The organism is Modestobacter sp. SYSU DS0875 (assembly GCF_054050915.1).
The window spans coordinates 105792-124016 of the sequence record NZ_JBJHAH010000008.1 but is presented as its reverse complement, the minus strand read 5'-3'; the positions used below and the strand labels follow the sequence as shown (position 1 = coordinate 124016).

Genomic DNA, 18225 nt, shown 5'->3' with positions numbered 1-18225 from the left:
CACCGCCGTACCCGTGCACCCGCTGGTCGCGACCCGCCCCGCGGCAGGGGCCCGCCGCGAGCGTGCGAGCGTCGGGGGCAGCGGGGTCCTCCTGCTAGGAGGAGTAGACCTCGGGCTTGAGCGTGCCGATGTAGGGGAGGTCGCGGTAGCGCTCGGCGTAGTCGAGCCCGTAGCCGACGACGAACTCGTTGGGGATGTCGAACCCGATGTACTTCACCGGGACGTCGACCTTCACCGCGTCGGGCTTGCGCAGCAGGGTGCACACCTCGAGGCTCGCCGGCCGCCGGCCGCCCAGGTTCTTCAGCAGCCAGGACAGGGTGAGCCCGGAGTCGATGATGTCCTCCAGCACCAGCACGTGCCGGTCGCTGATGTCCCGGTCGAGGTCCTTGAGGATGCGCACCACACCCGAGGAGCTGGTGGCGCTGCCGTAGGAGGAGACGGCCATGAACTCCATCTGGGTGGGCAGCCGCAGCGCCCGGGCGAAGTCGGACATGAACATCACCGCGCCCTTGAGCACCCCGACCAGGAGCACCTCCCGGCCGGCGTAGTCCGCGGCGATCGTCGCGGCCAGCTCCTCGATCTTGTCCTGGATCTGCTGCTCGGACAGGAGCACGTGGTCGATGTCGGGGCCGTAGCCGTGGTCGGGGCCCAACTGCCCGGTGCCCTGCGCTCCGGGGGTGGTCGGCTCGCTCACGGTCAGGGCTCCTCTGAGAGTTCGGCTGCGCGGGGGGTGGCGGTGCGGTGCTGGGCGGTGGGGTGCCCGGCGCCGGACCGCAGCACCAGCCTGCCAGACGAGCGCAGCACCCCCGCGCCACCGGGTAGGTCCACCCGGCCCTGACCGCGCCACCGGGTGAGCAGGGCGTCGACCGCGCGCAGGTGGACCGCCTGCAGATCGGGGACGCCGGCGGACCGCAGCCAGCCGCGCAGCACCCGCCGGCGCAGCGCGTCGGGCAGCTCGGCCACCGGCCCGGCCGGCAGCCCGCCGTCCACGAGCAGCGCGGCGAGCCGGGAGCCGGCCAGCTCGTCGAGGGCCTCCAGGTCCTCCCGCAGGAGCCCGGCGGTGCGCGCCAGCGCCGGGGCGACCCCACCACCGAGCACCTCCTCCAGCAGGGGCAGCACCTCGGTCCGCAGCCGCACCCGGGTGTAGGCCGGATCGGTGTTCCACGGGTCGTCCCACACCGGCAGGTCCTGGTCGGCGCAGGCCTGCCGGGCGGTGGCCCGCCGGACGCCGAGGAACGGCCGCCACCAGGGGACGCCGTCCGCGACCCGTTCGGCGACCATGCCGGCCACCGAGCGCGGGCCCGACCCGCGGCCCAGCCCGAGCAGCACCGTCTCGGCCTGGTCGTCGAGGGTGTGGCCCAGCGCGACCCGGGCGCCGTGCTCGCCGGCCACCCGGGTGAGGGCTGCGTAGCGCGCGGCCCGGGCGGCGGCCTCCGGGCCGCCGTCGCCCCCCACCTCGGCGCGCACGCTCAGCACCGGGTCGAGGCCGAGCCCGCGCAGCAGGTGCGCGGTGGCGTCGGCGCGGGCGGCCGAGCCGGGCTGCAGCCCGTGGTCGACGGTCACGCCACCGACCCGGACGCCGGCGTCGCGCGCCTCGAAGGCCAGCGCCGAGGCCAGCGCCACCGAGTCCGCTCCCCCGCTGCAGGCGACCAGCACCGGCCGGTACGAGCGGCGGAGACCGGCGCGGACGGCGTGCCGGACGACCGCGACCGCCGGCGGCGGCCCGGCCACCTCAGGCGGGAACGGCCGGGCGGCTGCCCAGCACGCGCTCCACCCAGCGGGCGGGGTCGGTGAGCTCCTCGACCAATGGCAGGTTCTGCGGGCCGGCCCACACCTGGTTGAACCCGTCCATGCCGGCCAGCTCGACCACGCCGGCCACGAAGACCCGGCCGTCGGCGTACTGCTGCATCTTCTGCTCCAGCCCGAGCAGCCGGCGCAGCACCCGGTCGATGGGGCCGCGGCCCTTGCGGCGCTGGGCGAACCGCTTGCGCAGCGTGCGCACGGAGGGGACGACGTCCGGTCCGACGCCGTCCATCACGAACTCGGCGTGCCCCTCGACCAGGCTCATCACCGCGGTCACCCGGTCGAGCACCGCGCGCTGCTCCGGGCCGCGGACCAGCGCCATCAGTCCCTGCGGGGCGCCGTCGTCGGCGCCGCCGCGGACCGCGTCGCCGAGGCTGCGCAGCAGGTCGGTGAGCCGCTCGCGCAGCACGTCGGGCGTGAGGTCGGTGGCCGAGGCGAAGGCCTGCACCTGCTCCTCGAGGTAGGGGCGCAGCCACGGGACGGCGGTGAACTGCAGCTGGTGGGTGACCTCGTGCAGGCAGACCCACAGCCGGAAGTCGGTCGGGTCGACGCCCAGCCGCCGCTCGGTGTCGACGATGTTGGGGGCGACCAGCAACAGCCGGCCGCCGGTGCCGAACACCTCGTACTGGCCGAGCACGCGCGTGCAGAGGAAGGCCAGCACCCCGCCGGCCTGGACGCCGGTGGCGCGGGAGCCGATCGCGGTGGCCAGCGGCCCGGGCGGGGTGCCGCCCTGGGCGGCGCGCAGACCCTCGGTCAGCGGGTCGAGCAGCGCGGCCATGCCGACGGTGTTGGCGTCGACCCAGCCGGGCCGGTCGACGACGGCGACCACCGGCTCGGGGCCACCGGGCACCGGGTGCAGGCCGGTCAGCCCCTCGACGTGCGCGACGGCGGTCGCGGCGGCGCGGTGCAGCTCGGCGACGACGTCGGCGGCCTCCTCCCGGGAGGTCTCCGGGCCCGAGGAGGTGAGGCGGCGGGCGGTGCGGCCGGCGAGGTCCCAGTCGACCAGGGACGAGGAGCGGCTCATCGGTTCACCGTACTCACCGGGACCGCTCGGCGTCCGGCTCAGCGGCAGCCGCAGGCGGCCAGGGCGGTGGCGACGTCGTCCAGGGCCGCCTCGGCGGCGACCAGGCCCCCGGTCGCCCCGTCGGCGAGCACGGCGAAGGCCAGCAGGCGGCCGTCGTCGGTGAGCACCGTCCCGGCCAGGTCGTGCACGCCGTCGAGGGTGCCGGTCTTGGCCCGGACGGCCCCGGCCTGACCGGCGCCGGCACCGGGGCGCTCGGCCAGGGTGCCGTCGTACCCGGCCACCGGGAGGCCGCTGAGCAGGCCACCGGTGCCGGGGATGCTGCCGTCGGCGACGCTGCGCAGCAGGTCGGTGAGCAGCCGGGCGGGCACCAGGTCGGCGTCGGAGAGCCCGCTGCCGTCGCTGAGGGCGACGCCGGTGGTGTCCAGGCCGGCGTCGGCGACCGCGTCGGTGACCGCCTGGGCCGCGCCGGTGAAGTCGGCCGGGAGGCCCCGGGCGACCGCCACGTGCCGGGCCAGGGACTCGGCCAGCAGGTTGTCCGACTCGGTGAGCGCCTGCTCCACCAGCCGCACCACCGGGGCGGACTCGACGCTGCCGAGGGTGCGGGCGCCGGCCGGCGCCTCCCCCAGCGCGACCGGGGCCTCCGGGACGCCCAACGCGGCGGCCAGCGCCCGGCCCGCGTCGGTACCGGGGGCGCCGCTGCGCATCGGCCCGTCGGGGTCGACCCGGGCGCCGTCGACGGCGGTCGCGGTGACCGGCGCCGCGTACGTGGACGGCGCGTCACCGGCCCCCCAGCCGGGGGCGGTGAGCGGGCCGGTGAACAGCGAGTTGTCGACCACCACCCGGGTGACCGGGGTGCCACCCAGCGCCTGCTGGACCTCGGCGGCCAGCTCGGCGACGGTGGCCGCGCCCGGGTAGTTCTGCGACGGCTCGGTGGTCGACAGGGTGGGGTCACCCCCGCCCACCAGCACGACCTCTCCGGGGGTGGCCCCGGCGACGACGGTCGTGGTCAGGGTGTCGACCGGGTCGAGGGTGGTGAGTGCGGCCAGCGCGGTGAGCAGCTTCGCGGTGGAGGCGGGGGTTCCCGGATCCGTGCCGGCCAGGTCGAACAGGACGCCGCCGGTCGCGACGTCGACCACCTGCGCGGAGAGGCCGCTGCCCAGCGCCGGGTCGGCCAGCAGCGGCGTGAGCACGCCGCTGAGCACGGCGGGGTCGGGCAGCGGGGCGCTGCCGGACAGCTCGGTCAGCACCGGCGAGGGGTCGGTGAGCACCGGGAGGACGGCGTCGGGCACCTGCTCGGCCCCCCCGGCCAGGTCGCCACCGGTTCGGTCACCGAGGAACTGGAGCCCCAGCACCACGGCCACGGCCGCGACGACCAGGGCCAGCAGCGCGGCCACCAGCGCCCTGGCCCGGCGGCGGGCACCGGCCCGGCGGCCACGACGGGTGGGCGGTGCGGCAGCCGTTGCGCCGGCGGGGGCGGACTCCGGGGCGGCCCTCGGCGCGGGAGCGGGGCGCGGCGCGGGTGTCGGGCGGGGTCCGGGAGTGGGCCGGGCGCCGGTGGCCGGCTGGCCGGGCAGGGCCGCCAGCGGGGTGGCGCCCGGCGCGGCGGGACCGGGATCCGGCCGCGGGCCGGCTGCTGGTCGCTCGGCCTCGGCCCGCGCCGCCTCGGCCCGCGCCGCCTCGGCCCGCGCCGCCTCGGCCCGTTCCTCGTCGGCGCGTGCGGCAGCCGCCCGGTCGGCCGCGGCGCGCTCCGCGGCCATCCGGTCAGCCTCCGCCTGCTCGGCAGCCCGGCGGGCCTCCTCGCGCTCCGCCGTCCGGCGGGCCTCCGCCTCGTCGGCGGCGCGGGCGGCCGCCTCCTGCTCCGCGGCGCGCCGGGCGGCCGCCTCGGCGAGCACCGTCTGCTCCACCTCGGCCCGCTCGGCGGCCATCCGGTCGGCCTCCGCCTGCAGCGCGGCCGCGCGCTCGGCCTCGGCCTGCTCGAACGCCGCCTGCTCGGCGGCGGCCCGCTCCGCGGCGGCCTGCTCGGCGGCCGCCTTCTCCGCGGCCCAGCGGCGCACCTCGGCGAGGTCCGCGGCGGCCTTGGCGGCGGCAGCGGCCTCCTCGTCCTCCGCGGTGAGCTGCGCGGCCTCCTCGGCGGCGGCCTGCTCCGCGGCGGCGCGCTCGGCGATCCAGCGCTTGACCTCGGCGAGATCGGCCGCGGCCTGCGCGGCGGCCACCCGTCGCGCCTCCGCCTCCGCGGCGGACTCGGCGGCCAGCTGGTCGGCGGCGACGCGTTCCGCGGCGGCGTCCTCGACCGCCTGCTCGGCGGCGGCCGCCTGCTCGGCGGCGGTGGGCTCGGGTGCGACGTCTGCCGGCGGCTCGTCGGTGCCCGGCTCGTCGCTGCCCGAGGGGGGCGTGTCCGGGACGGCCTCTGCCGCCTCGGCGTCCGCACGGGGCTCGTCGGCCTCCGCCGGCGGCGGCGCCGCGGTGTCGTCCGGAACCGTCACAGGGGCTGTCCCCCCGGAGGGCTGCGCCCCCGTCGGGGCCGCTCCGTCACCCGCCTCCGACGGCTGGTCCGACGGCTCGTCCTGCGGACTCGACGAGATCTCCCCCACCCCCCGGAGTGACCTCCGCCCACACGGCGGACGTTCGTGCGCCACACTATCGGCGTGCAGTTCGACGTGACGGTAGAAATCCCCAAGGGCCAGCGGAACAAGTACGAGCTGGACCACGCCACCGGACGCATCCGCCTGGACCGGATGCTGTTCACCTCGACGCGGTACCCGGCGGACTACGGGTACATCGAGGAGACCCTCGGATTGGACGGTGACCCGCTCGACGCGCTCGTCCTGCTGGAGGAACCGACCTTCCCCGGGTGCCTCATCACCTGCCGGGCGATCGGCATGTTCCGGATGACCGACGAGGCGGGTGGCGACGACAAGGTCCTCACCGTGCCCGCGACCGACCCGCGGGTGGCCCACCTGCAGGACATCGGCGACGTCTCGGAGTTCGACCGGCTGGAGATCCAGCACTTCTTCGAGACCTACAAGGACCTCGAGCCGGGCAAGTCGGTCGAGGGCGCCGAGTGGGTCGGGCGCGCCGAGGCCGAGGCCGAGATCGAGGCCTCCCGGAAGCGGGCCCTCGAGGCCGGCGGCCACTGACCCCTGTCCACTCCTGACGCCGGCTCCGGCCGGATCGCCGAGCACGCACGCCGACGGCGGCGCACCCACCCGGGTGCGCCGCCGTCGGCGTCTGGTCGTGAGTTCCGCGCGACCGCGTCATAGCGCGGGAGCGGAGGCGAGCCGGAACCGGGGCCCGACCGAGGGGAACAGAGAGCCGCCTGTCGGAATCGAACCGACGACCTTCTCATTACGAGTGAGATGCTCTACCGACTGAGCTAAGGCGGCGGGCGTGCGTCGGAGAGCTTACGGCACCGGTGAGCCGGTGCCGCGCAGCCCCCGGTGGGTCAGGCCGGCAGCCGCAGCGCCACGGTCAGCGCCTCCACCGCGATCTGCGGCTTGACGTTCTGCTCCAGCGCCGTGCGCGCACGCAGCACCGCGTCGATGCGCCGCAACGCGCCTTCCGCGCCGATCCGCCGGGCGAGCTCCACGGCGTCCGCGCGCCGGTCCGGGTGCGCCAGCGGCACGCCCGGGTCGGCCGCTCCCCCGGCCGAGCTGATCACCAACGCGTCCCGGTAGAGGGCGGCGAGGTCGACCAGCGCGCGGTCCAGCGAGTCGCGGCCGAGCCGGGTGGCCCGGGACTTCTGCCGCTTCTCCAGCTCCTTGAGCTGACCGGCGCCCCGGCTGGCCGCAGCCACCCCAGGTCCACGGGCGCCCACGCCGAGGCTTGCCTTCACCGCGTCGGTCTCCACCGCGTCGACCTCGGCGGTGGTCCGGTCGGACTCGTCCTTGGCCGCGGCCACCAGATCGTCGGCGGCGTTGAGGCAGGCAGCCAGCGAGACCAGCGACAGCGGGATGTCCAGGACCGACTTGCGCACCAGCCGGGCCGACTCGTCCTGGGCCAGGTGCCGGGCCCGGCCGACGTGCCCGCCGGCGGCCGCCGCCGCCCAGGCGGCCAGCGCTGGGTCGATGCCGTCGCGCCGGGTGAGCACCTCGGCGACCGCGTCGATCCGAGGGGTGCGCAGCGCGACCACCCGGCAGCGCGACCGGATGGTCACCGGCACGTCGTCGGGGTGCAGCGAGGGCGCGCACAGCAGGAAGACCGTGCGCGGCGGCGGCTCCTCGAGCATCTTCAGCACCGTGTTGGACGCCTGCTCGGTCATCCGGTCGGCGTCCTCGACGACGACCACCTGCCACCGGCCCCCGGACGGCGCGCGGCCGGCGGTGCGGACGATCTGCCGCACCTCGGCGACCCCGATGGACAGGCCCTCGGGCACCACGCGGTGGACGTCGGCGTGGCTGCCGGCCAGCACCGTGCGGCACTCGTGGCAGGTGCCGTCACCGCCGGCGGGGCACTGGAGGGCGGCGGCGAACGCGCGGGCGGCCACCGAGCGCCCCGAGCCGGGCGGGCCGGTGAACAGCCAGGCGTGCGTCATCGCCGTCGGAGTGGCGACGGCGGCCTGCAGCTCGGCGACGACCGCGGGCTGGCCGACGACGTCGGCCCAGACGCCGGCGGGCGGGGCGACAGTGGTCACCGGCCCACTCTCGCTCACGGGTGCAACTGGGGGGTCGTGCCGGTCTGCACGCCGTGCTCGTTCCCCCGCCGCCCGCGCGGCGCGGGCAGCTTGACCGGCTGCTGGAGGGGCATCCCCTCCAGCAGGACGCTGACCTTCCTGCGGATCGCGGCGGCCAGCTCGTCGGGCGACTGCCGGGCGTCGAGCAACAGGTAGCGGTCCGGCTCGGCCTCGGCCAGGGCGAGGAAGGTCTGGCGGATCCGCTGGTGGAACTCCAGCGACTCCGACTCCATCCGGTCGGCGGCGGCCCGCCCGCGGGCGCGGGCCAGCCCGACCTCCGGGGTCAGGTCCAGCAGCACGGTCAGGTCCGGCTGCAGGCCCTGGGTCGCCCAGCGGGAGATCGAGCGCACGTCGTCCATCGGGATCGTGCGGCCGGCGCCCTGGTAGGCCAGCGAGCTGTCGACGAAGCGGTCGGTGATGACCACCTCCCCGGCGTCCAGCGCCGGGCGCAGCACGTCGTTGACGTGCTGGGCCCGGTCCGCGGCGTACAAGAGCGCCTCCGCCCGCGGCGACAGCCCGGCGCTGGTCGGGTCCAGCAGGAGCGTCCGGATCTTCCCGCCGAGCGCCGTCCCGCCCGGTTCGCGGGTGGTCCGGGCCGTCAGCCCCTCCTCGGTCAGCCACTCGTGCAGGCGGCGGACCTGGGTCGACTTGCCGGCGCCCTCGCCGCCCTCGAAGGCGATGAGCACGCCACCCCCGGCCAGCCGGCGACGCGCGGTGGTGTCCCGGCGCAGGGCGGTGACGACGTCGGCCAGCAGCGGCACCGGGCGGCCGTCGTCCATCTGCCGGTAGGCGACCACCCCGACGACGACGGCCAGCAGCCCGGCCACGAACAGCATGACCCGCTCCCCGGTGACCGCCAACGTCAGGACGCCCACGTCGACCTCGCGCTGGCCGACGACGCCCACGCCGATCGGCACCACCGCGAGGGACAGGATCAACGAGGCGCGGACGAGGGACTGGACGATCGCGAACGTGCGGCCGCGGATCTCGTCCTCGACCTCCGTGCCGAGCAGGGTGAAGCCGGCCAGGTAGGCGATGCCGGCGAAGAAGCCCATCAGCACGACCAGCAGCAGCGCCACCCACAGCGTGACGGTCCACGCCATGAGCAGAACCACGATCCCGGCGCCGACGATGGCGACCCCGAAGATCCGCTCCCGGGCCAGGTCGTGGGCGATGCTGGGACCCAGGGCGATGCCCAGGCCGAGGCCGACGAAGACCGCCCCGAACAGCAGCCCGTACGCCGCCTGCCCCCCACCGAGTGCGCTCACGTAGAACTGCCCGGTCGCGATGATCGCGCCAGCAGCGGCGAAGGCCCCGGTGATCCCGAGGATCAGCCCGCGGACCAGCCGGGTGTGGCCGGCGAAGGAGAAGCCCTGCTTCAGCGAGCCGATGAAGCTCTCCTGCGGCGCCTCGGGTCGCGCGGCCCGGCGACCGCTGATCGAGGGCAGGTTCCAGATCACGAAGGCCGCGACGAGGAAGGTCAGCGCGTTCAGGTACAGGGCCAGGGCGATCTGGTCCAGCCCGGGGAACAGCTGGCTCAGCCGGCCACCCGAGGTGTTCAGCACTGCGTAGACGCCACCGGCGAGCACCGGGGTGATCCCGTAGGTGGTGACCAGGGACAGCTGGTTGGCCGGCTCCAACTGGTCCTTGCGGAGCATGTTCGGGACCGCGGCGTCCTTGGCCGGAGTCCAGAACAGGCTGATCACCTCGATCAGGAACTGGGCGATGAACAGCCAGATCAGGTTGTCGACCAGCGGGATGGAGGCGAACAGGCCGAACCGCATGATGTCGGTGACCACCATCGTCTTCCGGCGGTCGAACCGGTCGGCGAAGACCCCGGCCAGTGGCCCGAGCACGAGCGCCGGCAGCAGCCGGAAGAGCAGGACGCCGCTGAGGGCCAGGTTGCTGGCCATGTAGCCGTCGACCAGCGTGGTCGCGGTCGCGGTGATGGCCAGCAGGCCCAGCCAGTCACCGAAGCTGGACAGTGACATGGACAGCCACAGCTTGCGGAAGTCGCGGACCCGGAGCACCGCCCGGATCCTGGCCCCCAGCCCGACCTCGCCACCGCCGACCTGCGCCGACTCGTCCTGCCCTGCTTCGTCCGGCGGCGCCTCGGCGCCGGAGGGCTGCGGGCCTTCCGCCGGCAGTCCGTCGTCCAGCCCGGCCAGCGGCGGAGCTGCAGCGTCCTCCGGGGTCGGCACACCCGCGGGCGGCAGCCCGTCGGCCGGGACCGCGGGTGCGGGATCGGCGACACCGTCGCTGGTGGCGCCGTCGAGGCCCGCGCCGGGTGCGGCCACCGCGCCATCGGCGGACGGGGTGTCGGCGGACGGGCCGTCCGGAGGACGGTGACCCGTCGGGTCGGAGCTGATCGGGACTCCCGGAGGTGAGTGGGAACGGTGGCGGTCGGGCCACGGGCGGCGGGGTCACCGTACCGGTCGGGAACGACGGAACGGCCCGGTTCCGGGCCCGGACGGCGGGTTCCCGGGGCCTCAGTGAGGGGTGAGCCGGTACGCCCGGGTGGTGTACGGCAGCTGGAGGACATCGTGGCCGCGCGTGCCGGGGTGCTCGGCCAGCAGCTCCCGCACCCGGCCGAGGAACTCCGCCCGGTGGGCGGCGTCCATGGTGGCCACGTAGCTGCGGGTGCCGATCCCGGCCACGACCTGCTCGGCGGTGACCTCCTGGACGATGCCGGAGTCGGCGACCGCGACGTCGGCGGGGAGCTCTGCGGCGAACCGCGCGACGACCCCCTGGTCGGCCTCGTGGTCCCGCGCCTCGGCGGCGAGCAGCTGCCCGAGCGCGGCCACCCAGGGCACCCGCTCGTCCCGGGTGTTCCAGACCAGCCCGACGACGCCGCCCGGGCGCAGCACCCGGCGGAGTTCGGCGGCCGCAGGAACGACGTCGAACCAGTGCGCGGCCTGCCCGGCCAGGACCGCGTCGACGGCGCCGTCGGGCAGCGGGATGGCCTCCGCCCCGCCGACGGCGGCCTCGACCTGTGGCAGCCGGGCGCGCAGCTGGTCGAGCATGCCCGGCGTCGGGTCGACGGCGACGACCTCGTGCCCGGCCGCCAGCAGCACGTCGGTGAGCAGCCCGGTGCCGGCGCCCAGGTCGAGCACCCGCAGCGGCCGGGGCCCGAGCAGGAAGGCGACCGCGTCGGCCGGGTAGGACGGGCGCAGCGCGGCGTACTCGGCGGCGACCGCGCCGAACGACGTCCGGCGCTGGTCCCACCCCTCCACCGCGCTGCCCCGCCTCAGCTGTTCGCGGTGACCGGCTCGGCGACGTCGGCGGCTGCCGGAGCCGCCTTCGTCGCCGTCTTCTTCGCGGTCGCCGTGGCGGCCTTCTTCGCCGGCGCCTTCTTGGCCGCCGTCTTCTTGGCCGCCGTCTTCTTCGCCGTCTTCTTCTTCACCGGCGCCCGCTCGCGGCGGTCGGCGAGCAGCTCGGCGGCCCGCTCCAGGGTGATCGTCTCGACGTCGTCGCCCTTGCGCAGGCTGGCGTTGACCTCGCCGTCGGTGACGTAGGGCCCGAAGCGGCCCTCCCGCACGGTGACCTGCCCCTGGCTGACCGGGTCCGGGCCCAGCTCCTTGAGCGGGGCCTTCGCCGCCGCCCGGCCGCGCTGCTTGGGCTGGGCGAAGATTGCCAGCGCCTCGTCGAGGGTGATGGTGAAGAGCGCGTCCTCGCTCTCCAGCGAGCGGGAGTCGGTGCCCTTCTTGAGGTAGGGCCCGTAGCGGCCGTTGAGCGCCTGGATCTCCTCGCCGTCGGCGTCCGTGCCCACCGTCCGCGGCAGGGTCAGCAACTGCAGCGCCTGCTCCAGGGTCACCGTCTCCGGCGCCATCGACTTGAACAGGCTCGCGGTGCGCGGCTGCTCCTTGCTGCCCTCGGGCACCAGGGTGGTGACGTAGGGCCCGTAGCGGCCGGCCTTCACCGCCACCGGGAAGCCGGACTCCGGGTCGGCGCCCAGCTCGCGGTCCGAGCTGGGGGCGTCGAGCAGCTCGGCGACCTTCTCGCTGGTCAGCTCGTCGGGGGCGATGTCCTCCGGGATGCTCACCCGGGCGCCGTCCTCGCCACCGGCCTGCAGGTAGGGCCCGTACCGGCCGACCCGCACGACCACCGGGTCGCCGTTGGGTGCCACCGCGCGCAGCGGGATGGAGTTGACGCCGCGGGCGTCGATCTCCTCCAGCCGCTGCCCGATGACCTGCTTGAGGCCGCCGGACCGGGCGATCGCCCCGGCGTGCCGGCCCTCGCCGCCGAAGTAGAACTCGGTGAGCCAGTCGACCCGGCCCAGGTCACCCTGGGCGATCTCGTCCAGCTCGTTCTCCAGCGAGGCGGTGAAGTCGTAGTCGACCAGCTGGGAGAAGTGCTGCTCGAGCAGGTTGACCACCGCGAAGGCGACGAAGGAGGGCACCAGCGCGGAGCCCTTCTTCCACACGTACCCGCGGTCCTGGATCGTCTGCATGATCGAGGCGTAGGTCGAGGGCCGGCCGATGCCCAGCTCCTCCAGCCGGGCCACCAGGCTGGGCTCGGTGTACCGGGCCGGCGGCGAGGTGGTGTGGCCCTTCGGGTCCAGCGCCGTGGTGTCCAGCTGCTGCCCGCGCTCCACGCGGGGCAGCCGGCGCTCGGCGTCGTCGCTGCCGTGGTCGTCGTCGCCCCCGGCCGCCGCCCCCTCGTCACGGGACTCGACGTAGGCGCGCATGAAGCCCGGGAACGTGATCGTGCGCCCCGACGCGGTGAACTCGACGGCCTCGTCGGTGGTGGAGCGGCCGGCCAGCCGGATGCTCACCGTCTGCCCGACGGCGTCGGCCATCTGCGAGGCGACGGTGCGCTGCCAGATCAGCTCGTAGAGCCGGAACTCGTCCCGGCCCAGCTGCCCGGCGAGCTGGCCCGGGGTGCGGAAGGAGTCACCGGCGGGGCGGATCGCCTCGTGCGCCTCCTGGGCACCCTTGGCCTTGCTCTTGTAGCGGCGGGCCTCGGCGGGGACGAACGCGTCGCCGTACAGCTCCCGCGCCTGCCGGCGCGCGGCGTTGATCGCCTCGTCGGACAGGTTGGTCGAGTCGGTCCGCATGTAGGTGATGTGGCCGTTCTCGTAGAGCCGCTGGGCGACCCGCATGACCTGCGCGGAGGACCAGCCCAGCTTGCGGCCGGCCTCCATCTGCAGCGTCGAGGTGGTGAAGGGCGCGTAGGGGCGACGGCGGTAGGGCTTCTCGTCGACCCGGCTGACGGCGACCTGGCGGCCCTCGAGCCGCGCGGCCAGGCCACGCGCACCGGCCTCGTCCAGGTGCACCACGTCGCCGGTGACCCGGCCGGTGGCGGCGTCGAAGTCGCGCCCGGTGGCGACCCGGCTGTCGTCGACGCTGACCAGCCGCGCCCGCAGCGTGGTCGGCTCCCCCTCGTCCGCGCCGGCGGCGCGGGGCACCGCGAAGGTGCCTTCCAGCGACCAGTAGTCGGCGGAGGTGAAGGCCATCCGCTCGCGCTCGCGCTCGACCACGATGCGGGTGGCGACCGACTGCACGCGACCGGCCGAGAGCTTGGGCAGCACCTTCTTCCACAGCACCGGGGAGACCTCGTAGCCGTAGAGCCGGTCGAGGATCCGGCGGGTCTCCTGCGCGTCGACCAGCGCGGTGTCCAGCTCGCGGGGGTTGGCCACCGCCCGGGCGATCGCCTCCGGGGTGATCTCGTGGAAGACCATCCGGCGCACCGGGACCGACGGCTTGAGGGTGTCGATCAGGTGCCAGGCGATCGCCTCGCCCTCGCGGTCCTCATCGGTGGCGAGGTAGATCTCGCTGGCCTCCTTGACCAGCTGCTTCAGGCGGGTGACCTGCTGCTTGCGGTCGGGGCTGACCACGTAGAGCGGCTCGAAGCCGTGGTCGACGTCGACGCCGAGGCGCGCCCAGGACTCCCCCTTGTGCGCGGCCGGCACGTCGGCGGCGTTGCGCGGCAGGTCACGGATGTGCCCGACGCTGGCCTCCACGACGTAGTCGCCGCCCAGGTACCCGGCGATCTTGTTCGCCTTGGTGGGCGACTCCACGATGACCAGCGGCCGGGACCCGGCGGCGGCAGCGCGCTTGCGCGGCGCACGGGCGCCGGTGCTGGTGGCGGACTTCGTGGGCTTGGAGGGCGGCACGGGACTCCTGTCAGGGTGCTGGTGCAGGCGCCGGGCTCGCGCCCGGCGCACACGGGGCAGGCGGAGCTGCACCCGTTCGGCAGGCGCCACGGTAGGCCACCGCCCGGACACCGGGCCGGGCGGCGAGCGGATCCGGGCGCGCCGTTGCCCGGTCAACGGTCGGCGCACGCTGCGGTTCCCGGGCCCCCGGGCCCCTTCCGCCGGGCGGCAGGACGGTCACCTGACCGGGCCGGCGGAGGCCACGACCGCGCCGACGGCGGCCAGCGTCGGGCGGTCGCGGTCGTAGTACTCGGTGTGACCCTGGCCGGGGTCGGTGGGCAGCGGGATGTCGCCGTAGCCCAGGTCGGCCGGGCTGGGGCCGTAGTACCCGCTGATGCTGACCAGGTCGACCGGGGTCCACGCGCCGTAGACCTCCTCGGCCTCCAGCCGGGACGCCCGGCCCCCGCCGGTGCCGGGGCTCCCGAGCAGGACGACGGCGTCGGCGGCGAGCCGGCCGGGCGCCCGCGCGGCCTGCCCGGTGACCAGCGTGCCGTAGCTGTGGGCCACGACCGTGGTGCGGGCCGCCGGTGGTGCCCCCGGGCCGCCGCGGGCCGCGGCGAGCCCGTCCAGCGTGCGGTCCAGCACCCGCCCGGCCTGCACCGCGGTGACCGGCTGCAGGGCGCCGAGCAGCCCGGGGGTGCGGTACCCCAGCCAGGCCACCGCCGCCACGGCCAGCCCGGGCGCGGCCGCGGTCGCCGCGGACACCACGTCCGCGGCGGCGCCGGCCAGTCCGGGAAGGTCGTCGGCGACCGTGGTGAGGATGCCGGGCACGAGGACGGCGACCGCCTGCGCGGCATCGAGGTCACCGACCGACAGCGCCGCCAGCCCCTGCCCGGGGTCGAAGACCAGCAGCTGCAGCGGCAGGGGGCCGCCGTCCCCGGCAGCCAGCTGGGCGGCGACCGCGGTGGCGGCCTCCCGGGCCGCACCGGGCGGCAGGTCGGCCAGCGCCGCCTGCAGCCGGAGCCGGTTCGCCCGGTCGCGGGCCCACCCCGGCAGCCCGTCGAGCGCGCCGACGGCGTCGGGATGGGCCGCGATGGCGACCAGCTGCTGGGGCGCGCTCAACCCGGTCCACCACGCGGCGGCGGCCACCGGGTCGGCCCCGGGCGGTGCCGGGGCCACGACCGGGCCCTGCGGGGCCAGCCGCGGCAGGAGGTCGGCGAAGGTGACCACCGCCGGGCCAGGCGCCAGGTCGGCCAGCGCCTCGCCGGCGGCGACGGCGGCGGCCAGCGCCCGGTCCCCCGCTGTCCGCGCCTCTCCGGCCAGGCCGGCCGCGAGCGCGGCAGCGTGCTCCGCGGTCGACCGGTGGGCGGCGAGCTCCGCCGCCTGGTCCGGGGCCATCGCCGGGTGCGGGTGCGGAGGCAGCCCGGTGACCCGGCCGTCGTCGTCGAGCAGCAGCCCGGCCCAGCCGGCGACGGCCAGCGCGCGGGCGGCGTGCTCGGCGGCCTCCGTGGCGGCGCCGACCAGCCGGTGCAGCGCGGCCAGGGCGTCGTCGACGCGGCGGCCGACGCCGCTGGCCACGCCGGACAGCTCGAGCAGCGCACCCGCGGCCGCCGTCCCGGCATCACCCGACCAGCACTCGGCCGTGGCCAGCTGCCGGCCCAGGGCGTCCAGCCGCACCCGCCAGGGCGTCAGCCGGTCGGCGACCAGCGCCAGGGTGCCGACGCAGCCGCGCAGCTGGGGCAGGTCCCAGGCGGCCATCTGCTCCAGCAGGGGCGCGCTCACCGCGGCACCAGCGGCCCGCCGGGCGGGTCGACCGGCGGGGAGAGGGCGGCCAGCTGGGCGGCCAGCCCGGCGTCGGCGGCCCGGTAGGCGGTCAGCGCGGCGTCGAGCACCGCGGCCACCGCCGCCGTCCGGTCGGCGAGGGCACCGGCCAGCTCCGCGCACCGGACGCCGGCGCCGGCCGCCGTCTCCCCGACCGGCCCGGGCAGCGCGGTGGCCAGTGAGCGTCCGGTGGCACCGCTCAGCCCGGCGTCGTCCGCGAGCTCCGCACCCAGCCCGGCCAGCTCGCCGCGCAGCTGCCCGAGCGCGTCCAGCTGGACGGAGACGAGTCCGGACACCGCACCCTCCCCCGCTCTCGTGCGGCCCCCGGGTGGGACCGGCGAGACGATGCTGGGTGGCGGTGCGGGTGCCGTGTGCGCCGTCGTCCACAGCCGCGGGCGTCGTCCACACCGGCGGGCGGATCAGGGGGCGCTGGTGCTCAGCGTGGGAGCCGCGGTGTCGGTCTCGTCACCGACGACGACGGAGCGGCGCTTGCTGACCACCACCGCCGCGACGATGACGAGCGTGGCGCCGATCGCGATCAGCACCCGCACCGTGTCGTTCTGGTCGTCGCCCACCGAGAGGCCGACGACCGCCGGGGCGATGAGCAGGGCCACCAGGTTCATCACCTTGATCAACGGGTTGATCGCCGGCCCGGCGGTGTCCTTGAACGGGTCACCGACGGTGTCGCCGATGACGGTGGCGGCGTGCGCCTCGCTGCCCTTCCCGCCGTGCGCGCCGTCCTCCACCATCTTCTTGGCGTTGTCCCACGCGCCCCCGGAGTTGGCGAGGAAGACCGCCATCAGCGTGCCGGTGGCGATGGCCCCGACCAGGTAGGCGGCCAGCGGGCCGAACCCGAGCCCGAAACCGACGGCGACCGGCGCGAGCACCGCGAGGAGCCCCGGGGTGGTCAGCTCACGCAGCGAGTCGCGGGTGCAGATGTCGACCACGCGGCCGTAGTCGGGGCGTTCGGTGCCGGCCATGATCCCGGGGTGGGTGCGGAACTGCTCGCGCACCTCGAACACCACCCGCCCGGCCGCCCGGGAGACGGCGCTGATCGCCAGCCCGGAGAAGAGGAAGACGACGGCGGCGCCGATGACCGCGCCGACGACGTTGTTCGGGGAGACCAGGGTGAGGGCGTCCCCCAGGGCCGCCCCGGCGTCGTCCAGCGCGTCGCCGATGCTGGCGTTGTACGAGCCGAACAGCGCGGTGGCGGCCAGCACCGCGGTGGCGATCGCGATGCCCTTGGTGATCGCCTTGGTGGTGTTGCCGACCGCGTCGAGGTCGGTGAGCACCTGGGCGCCGGCCTCGTCGACGTCCCCGGACATCTCCGCGATGCCCTGCGCGTTGTCGCTGACCGGCCCGAAGGTGTCCATCGAGACGATGACGCCGGCGGTGGTGAGCAGGCCGCAGCCGGCCAGCGCGACGGCGTAGAGGGCGGCCGCTCCGCCGATGAGGAACGCTCCGTAGACCGCCCCGCCGATCAGCAGCGCCGCGTAGACCGCCGACTCCAGGCCGAGGGAGATGCCGGAGAGGACGACGGTGGCCGGGCCGGTCAGCGAGCTGCGGCCCACGTCGCGCACCGGACGCCGGGAGGTCTCGGTGAAGTACCCGGTGAGCTGCTGGATCGCCGCGGCCAGCACGATCCCGATCAGCACCGACAGGAACCCGAGCACCTGCGGGCTGACCGGCACGTCCAGCCCGCCGGACAGCGCCGGCAGCACGGTGAACGAGGCGACCGCGACCAGCGCCAGCGAGACGGCCGCGGAGGTGAAGAAGCCCCGGTTGACCGGCGTCATCCAGGACCGGTCGCCGCCGCGGGGGTTGCTGGCCAGGATGCCCACCATCGAGGCGATCACCCCGATGGCCGCGACCACCAGCGGGAACACCATGCCGACCGGGCCGAGGAAGACCTGGCCGAGGATGAGCGCCGCGACCAGGGTGACCGCGTAGGACTCGAACAGGTCGGCGGCCATCCCCGCGCAGTCACCGACGTTGTCGCCCACGTTGTCGGCGATGGTGGCCGCGTTCCGCGGGTCGTCCTCGGGGATGCCGGCCTCCACCTTGCCGACCAGGTCCGCCCCGACGTCGGCGGCCTTGGTGAAGATGCCGCCGCCGACCCGCATGAACATGGCCAGCAGCGCCCCGCCGAAGCCGAAGCCCTCGAGCACCACCGGTGCGGTCTCCTGGAACAGCAGCAACGCCAGCGCCGCGCCGAAGAGGCCGAGACCGACGGTGATCATCCCGCAGACGCCGCCGGTGCGGTACGCGATCCGGAAGGCCGGGCGGTGCCCGCCGGCGGCCGCGGCGGCCGCGACCCGCACGTTGCCCCGGGTGGCCAGGGTCATGCCGATGAAGCCGACGCTGGCGGAGAAGGCCGCCCCCACCAGGAAGAACGCCGCCCGGCCCAGCCGGGTGCCCAGCCCCCCGTCGGTGACCGGCAGCAGGAGCAGCAGCAGGAACACGATCACTGCGAAGACCGCCAGCGTGCGGAACTGGCGGCGCAGGAAGGCCCCCGCCCCCTCCTGGATCGCCGTCGCGATCTCCTGCATCGACGCCGTGCCCTGGTCGGCGGCGAGCACCGCGCGGACCAGCCAGGCGGCGAAGCCGAGCGCGGCGAGGGAGACGAGGAGCACGACCGCCACCAGGGCGAGGTCTCCTCCGGACAGGTCGGCGTCGGGCATGGGGGCCTCCACGGCGAGGTGGGCACGCACCGGCCGGCCACCCCCGGGCTCGCGCTCGGGGAGGGTCCCGGCGTGGCACGCACTGTGCCGCAGCCCGAGCGGTTCCACCAGAGCTTCTGTGATCTGGGGCACA

Annotated in this window: 12 protein-coding genes and 1 tRNA gene; 1 reads left to right on the top strand and 12 read right to left on the bottom strand. The window is 76.0% G+C overall.

The features are described 5' to 3' along the window. Nucleotides 1–94: 94 nt before the first annotated feature. The 4 genes from hpt to dacB are packed head-to-tail and all read right to left on the bottom strand — an operon-like array spanning nucleotide 95 to nucleotide 5310. The gene (gene hpt / locus ACI79Y_RS06890; RefSeq protein WP_457080372.1) at nucleotides 95–694 is read right to left on the bottom strand and encodes a hypoxanthine phosphoribosyltransferase; all 600 of its coding nucleotides are present in this window, start codon (nucleotides 692–694) and stop codon (nucleotides 95–97) included. Nucleotides 695–696: 2 nt separating this feature from the next. Beyond that, a complete protein-coding gene (tilS, locus tag ACI79Y_RS06885) occupies nucleotides 697–1731 on the bottom strand; it encodes a tRNA lysidine(34) synthetase TilS (RefSeq protein WP_457157759.1) in 1035 nt (344 codons plus the stop codon). A 1-nt stretch (nucleotide 1732) separates the two neighbouring features. After that, nucleotides 1733–2827, bottom strand: a complete 1095-nt coding sequence (locus tag ACI79Y_RS06880) for a zinc-dependent metalloprotease (protein WP_457157758.1) — start codon at nucleotides 2825–2827, stop codon at nucleotides 1733–1735. A gap of 38 nt (nucleotides 2828–2865) precedes the next feature. Next, on the bottom strand, nucleotides 2866–5310 hold the full coding sequence (dacB, locus tag ACI79Y_RS06875; protein WP_457157757.1) for a D-alanyl-D-alanine carboxypeptidase/D-alanyl-D-alanine endopeptidase: 2445 nt from the start codon (nucleotides 5308–5310) through the stop codon (nucleotides 2866–2868). 162 nt (nucleotides 5311–5472) lie between these two features. Between dacB and ACI79Y_RS06870 the strand changes: the two genes are divergently transcribed. After that, nucleotides 5473–5964 carry an inorganic diphosphatase gene (locus tag ACI79Y_RS06870; protein ID WP_457080366.1) on the top strand — a complete coding sequence of 164 codons (492 nt, stop codon included), beginning with the start codon at nucleotides 5473–5475 and terminating at the stop codon, nucleotides 5962–5964. A 173-nt stretch (nucleotides 5965–6137) separates the two neighbouring features. On the opposite strand, the gene ACI79Y_RS06865 is transcribed toward ACI79Y_RS06870, so the two are convergent. The 8 genes from ACI79Y_RS06865 to ACI79Y_RS06830 all read right to left on the bottom strand — a co-directional run bounded on the left by ACI79Y_RS06865 (nucleotide 6138) and on the right by ACI79Y_RS06830 (nucleotide 18092). Beyond that, a tRNA-Thr gene (locus ACI79Y_RS06865) sits at nucleotides 6138–6210 on the bottom strand. A gap of 59 nt (nucleotides 6211–6269) precedes the next feature. Next, nucleotides 6270–7457: a DNA polymerase III subunit delta' gene (locus tag ACI79Y_RS06860; protein WP_457157756.1), complete on the bottom strand. Its 1188-nt coding sequence runs from the start codon at nucleotides 7455–7457 to the stop codon at nucleotides 6270–6272. Between the two features lie 14 nt (nucleotides 7458–7471). Further along, the gene (tmk, locus tag ACI79Y_RS06855; RefSeq protein ID WP_457157755.1) at nucleotides 7472–9793 is read right to left on the bottom strand and encodes a dTMP kinase; all 2322 of its coding nucleotides are present in this window, start codon (nucleotides 9791–9793) and stop codon (nucleotides 7472–7474) included. A 192-nt stretch (nucleotides 9794–9985) separates the two neighbouring features. Next, entirely contained in the window at nucleotides 9986–10729 is a 744-nt protein-coding gene (locus ACI79Y_RS06850; RefSeq protein WP_457157754.1) for a class I SAM-dependent methyltransferase, read from the bottom strand. 14 nt (nucleotides 10730–10743) lie between these two features. Beyond that, a complete protein-coding gene (gene topA, locus ACI79Y_RS06845; protein ID WP_457157753.1) occupies nucleotides 10744–13611 on the bottom strand; it encodes a type I DNA topoisomerase in 2868 nt (955 codons plus the stop codon). 216 nt (nucleotides 13612–13827) lie between these two features. After that, complete coding sequence (locus tag ACI79Y_RS06840; protein ID WP_457157752.1) at nucleotides 13828–15372, bottom strand: alpha/beta hydrolase; 1545 nt, start codon at nucleotides 15370–15372, stop codon at nucleotides 13828–13830. Beyond that, nucleotides 15369–15707 (bottom strand): hypothetical protein, encoded by a 339-nt coding sequence (locus ACI79Y_RS06835; RefSeq protein ID WP_457157751.1) that lies wholly within the window; start codon nucleotides 15705–15707, stop codon nucleotides 15369–15371. The genes ACI79Y_RS06840 and ACI79Y_RS06835 overlap by 4 nt, the downstream gene beginning before the upstream one ends. Nucleotides 15708–15830: 123 nt before the next feature. Next, a complete protein-coding gene (locus ACI79Y_RS06830) occupies nucleotides 15831–18092 on the bottom strand; it encodes a sodium-translocating pyrophosphatase (protein ID WP_457157750.1) in 2262 nt (753 codons plus the stop codon). Nucleotides 18093–18225 lie beyond the last annotated feature (133 nt).

Coding starts and splice junctions, on each gene's coding strand:
- ACI79Y_RS06880 (WP_457157758.1), bottom strand. CDS start 2,827: ATGAGCCGCTCCTCGTCCCTGGTCGACTGGGACCTCGCCGGCCGCACC.
- ACI79Y_RS06830 (WP_457157750.1), bottom strand. CDS start 18,092: ATGCCCGACGCCGACCTGTCCGGAGGAGACCTCGCCCTGGTGGCGGTC.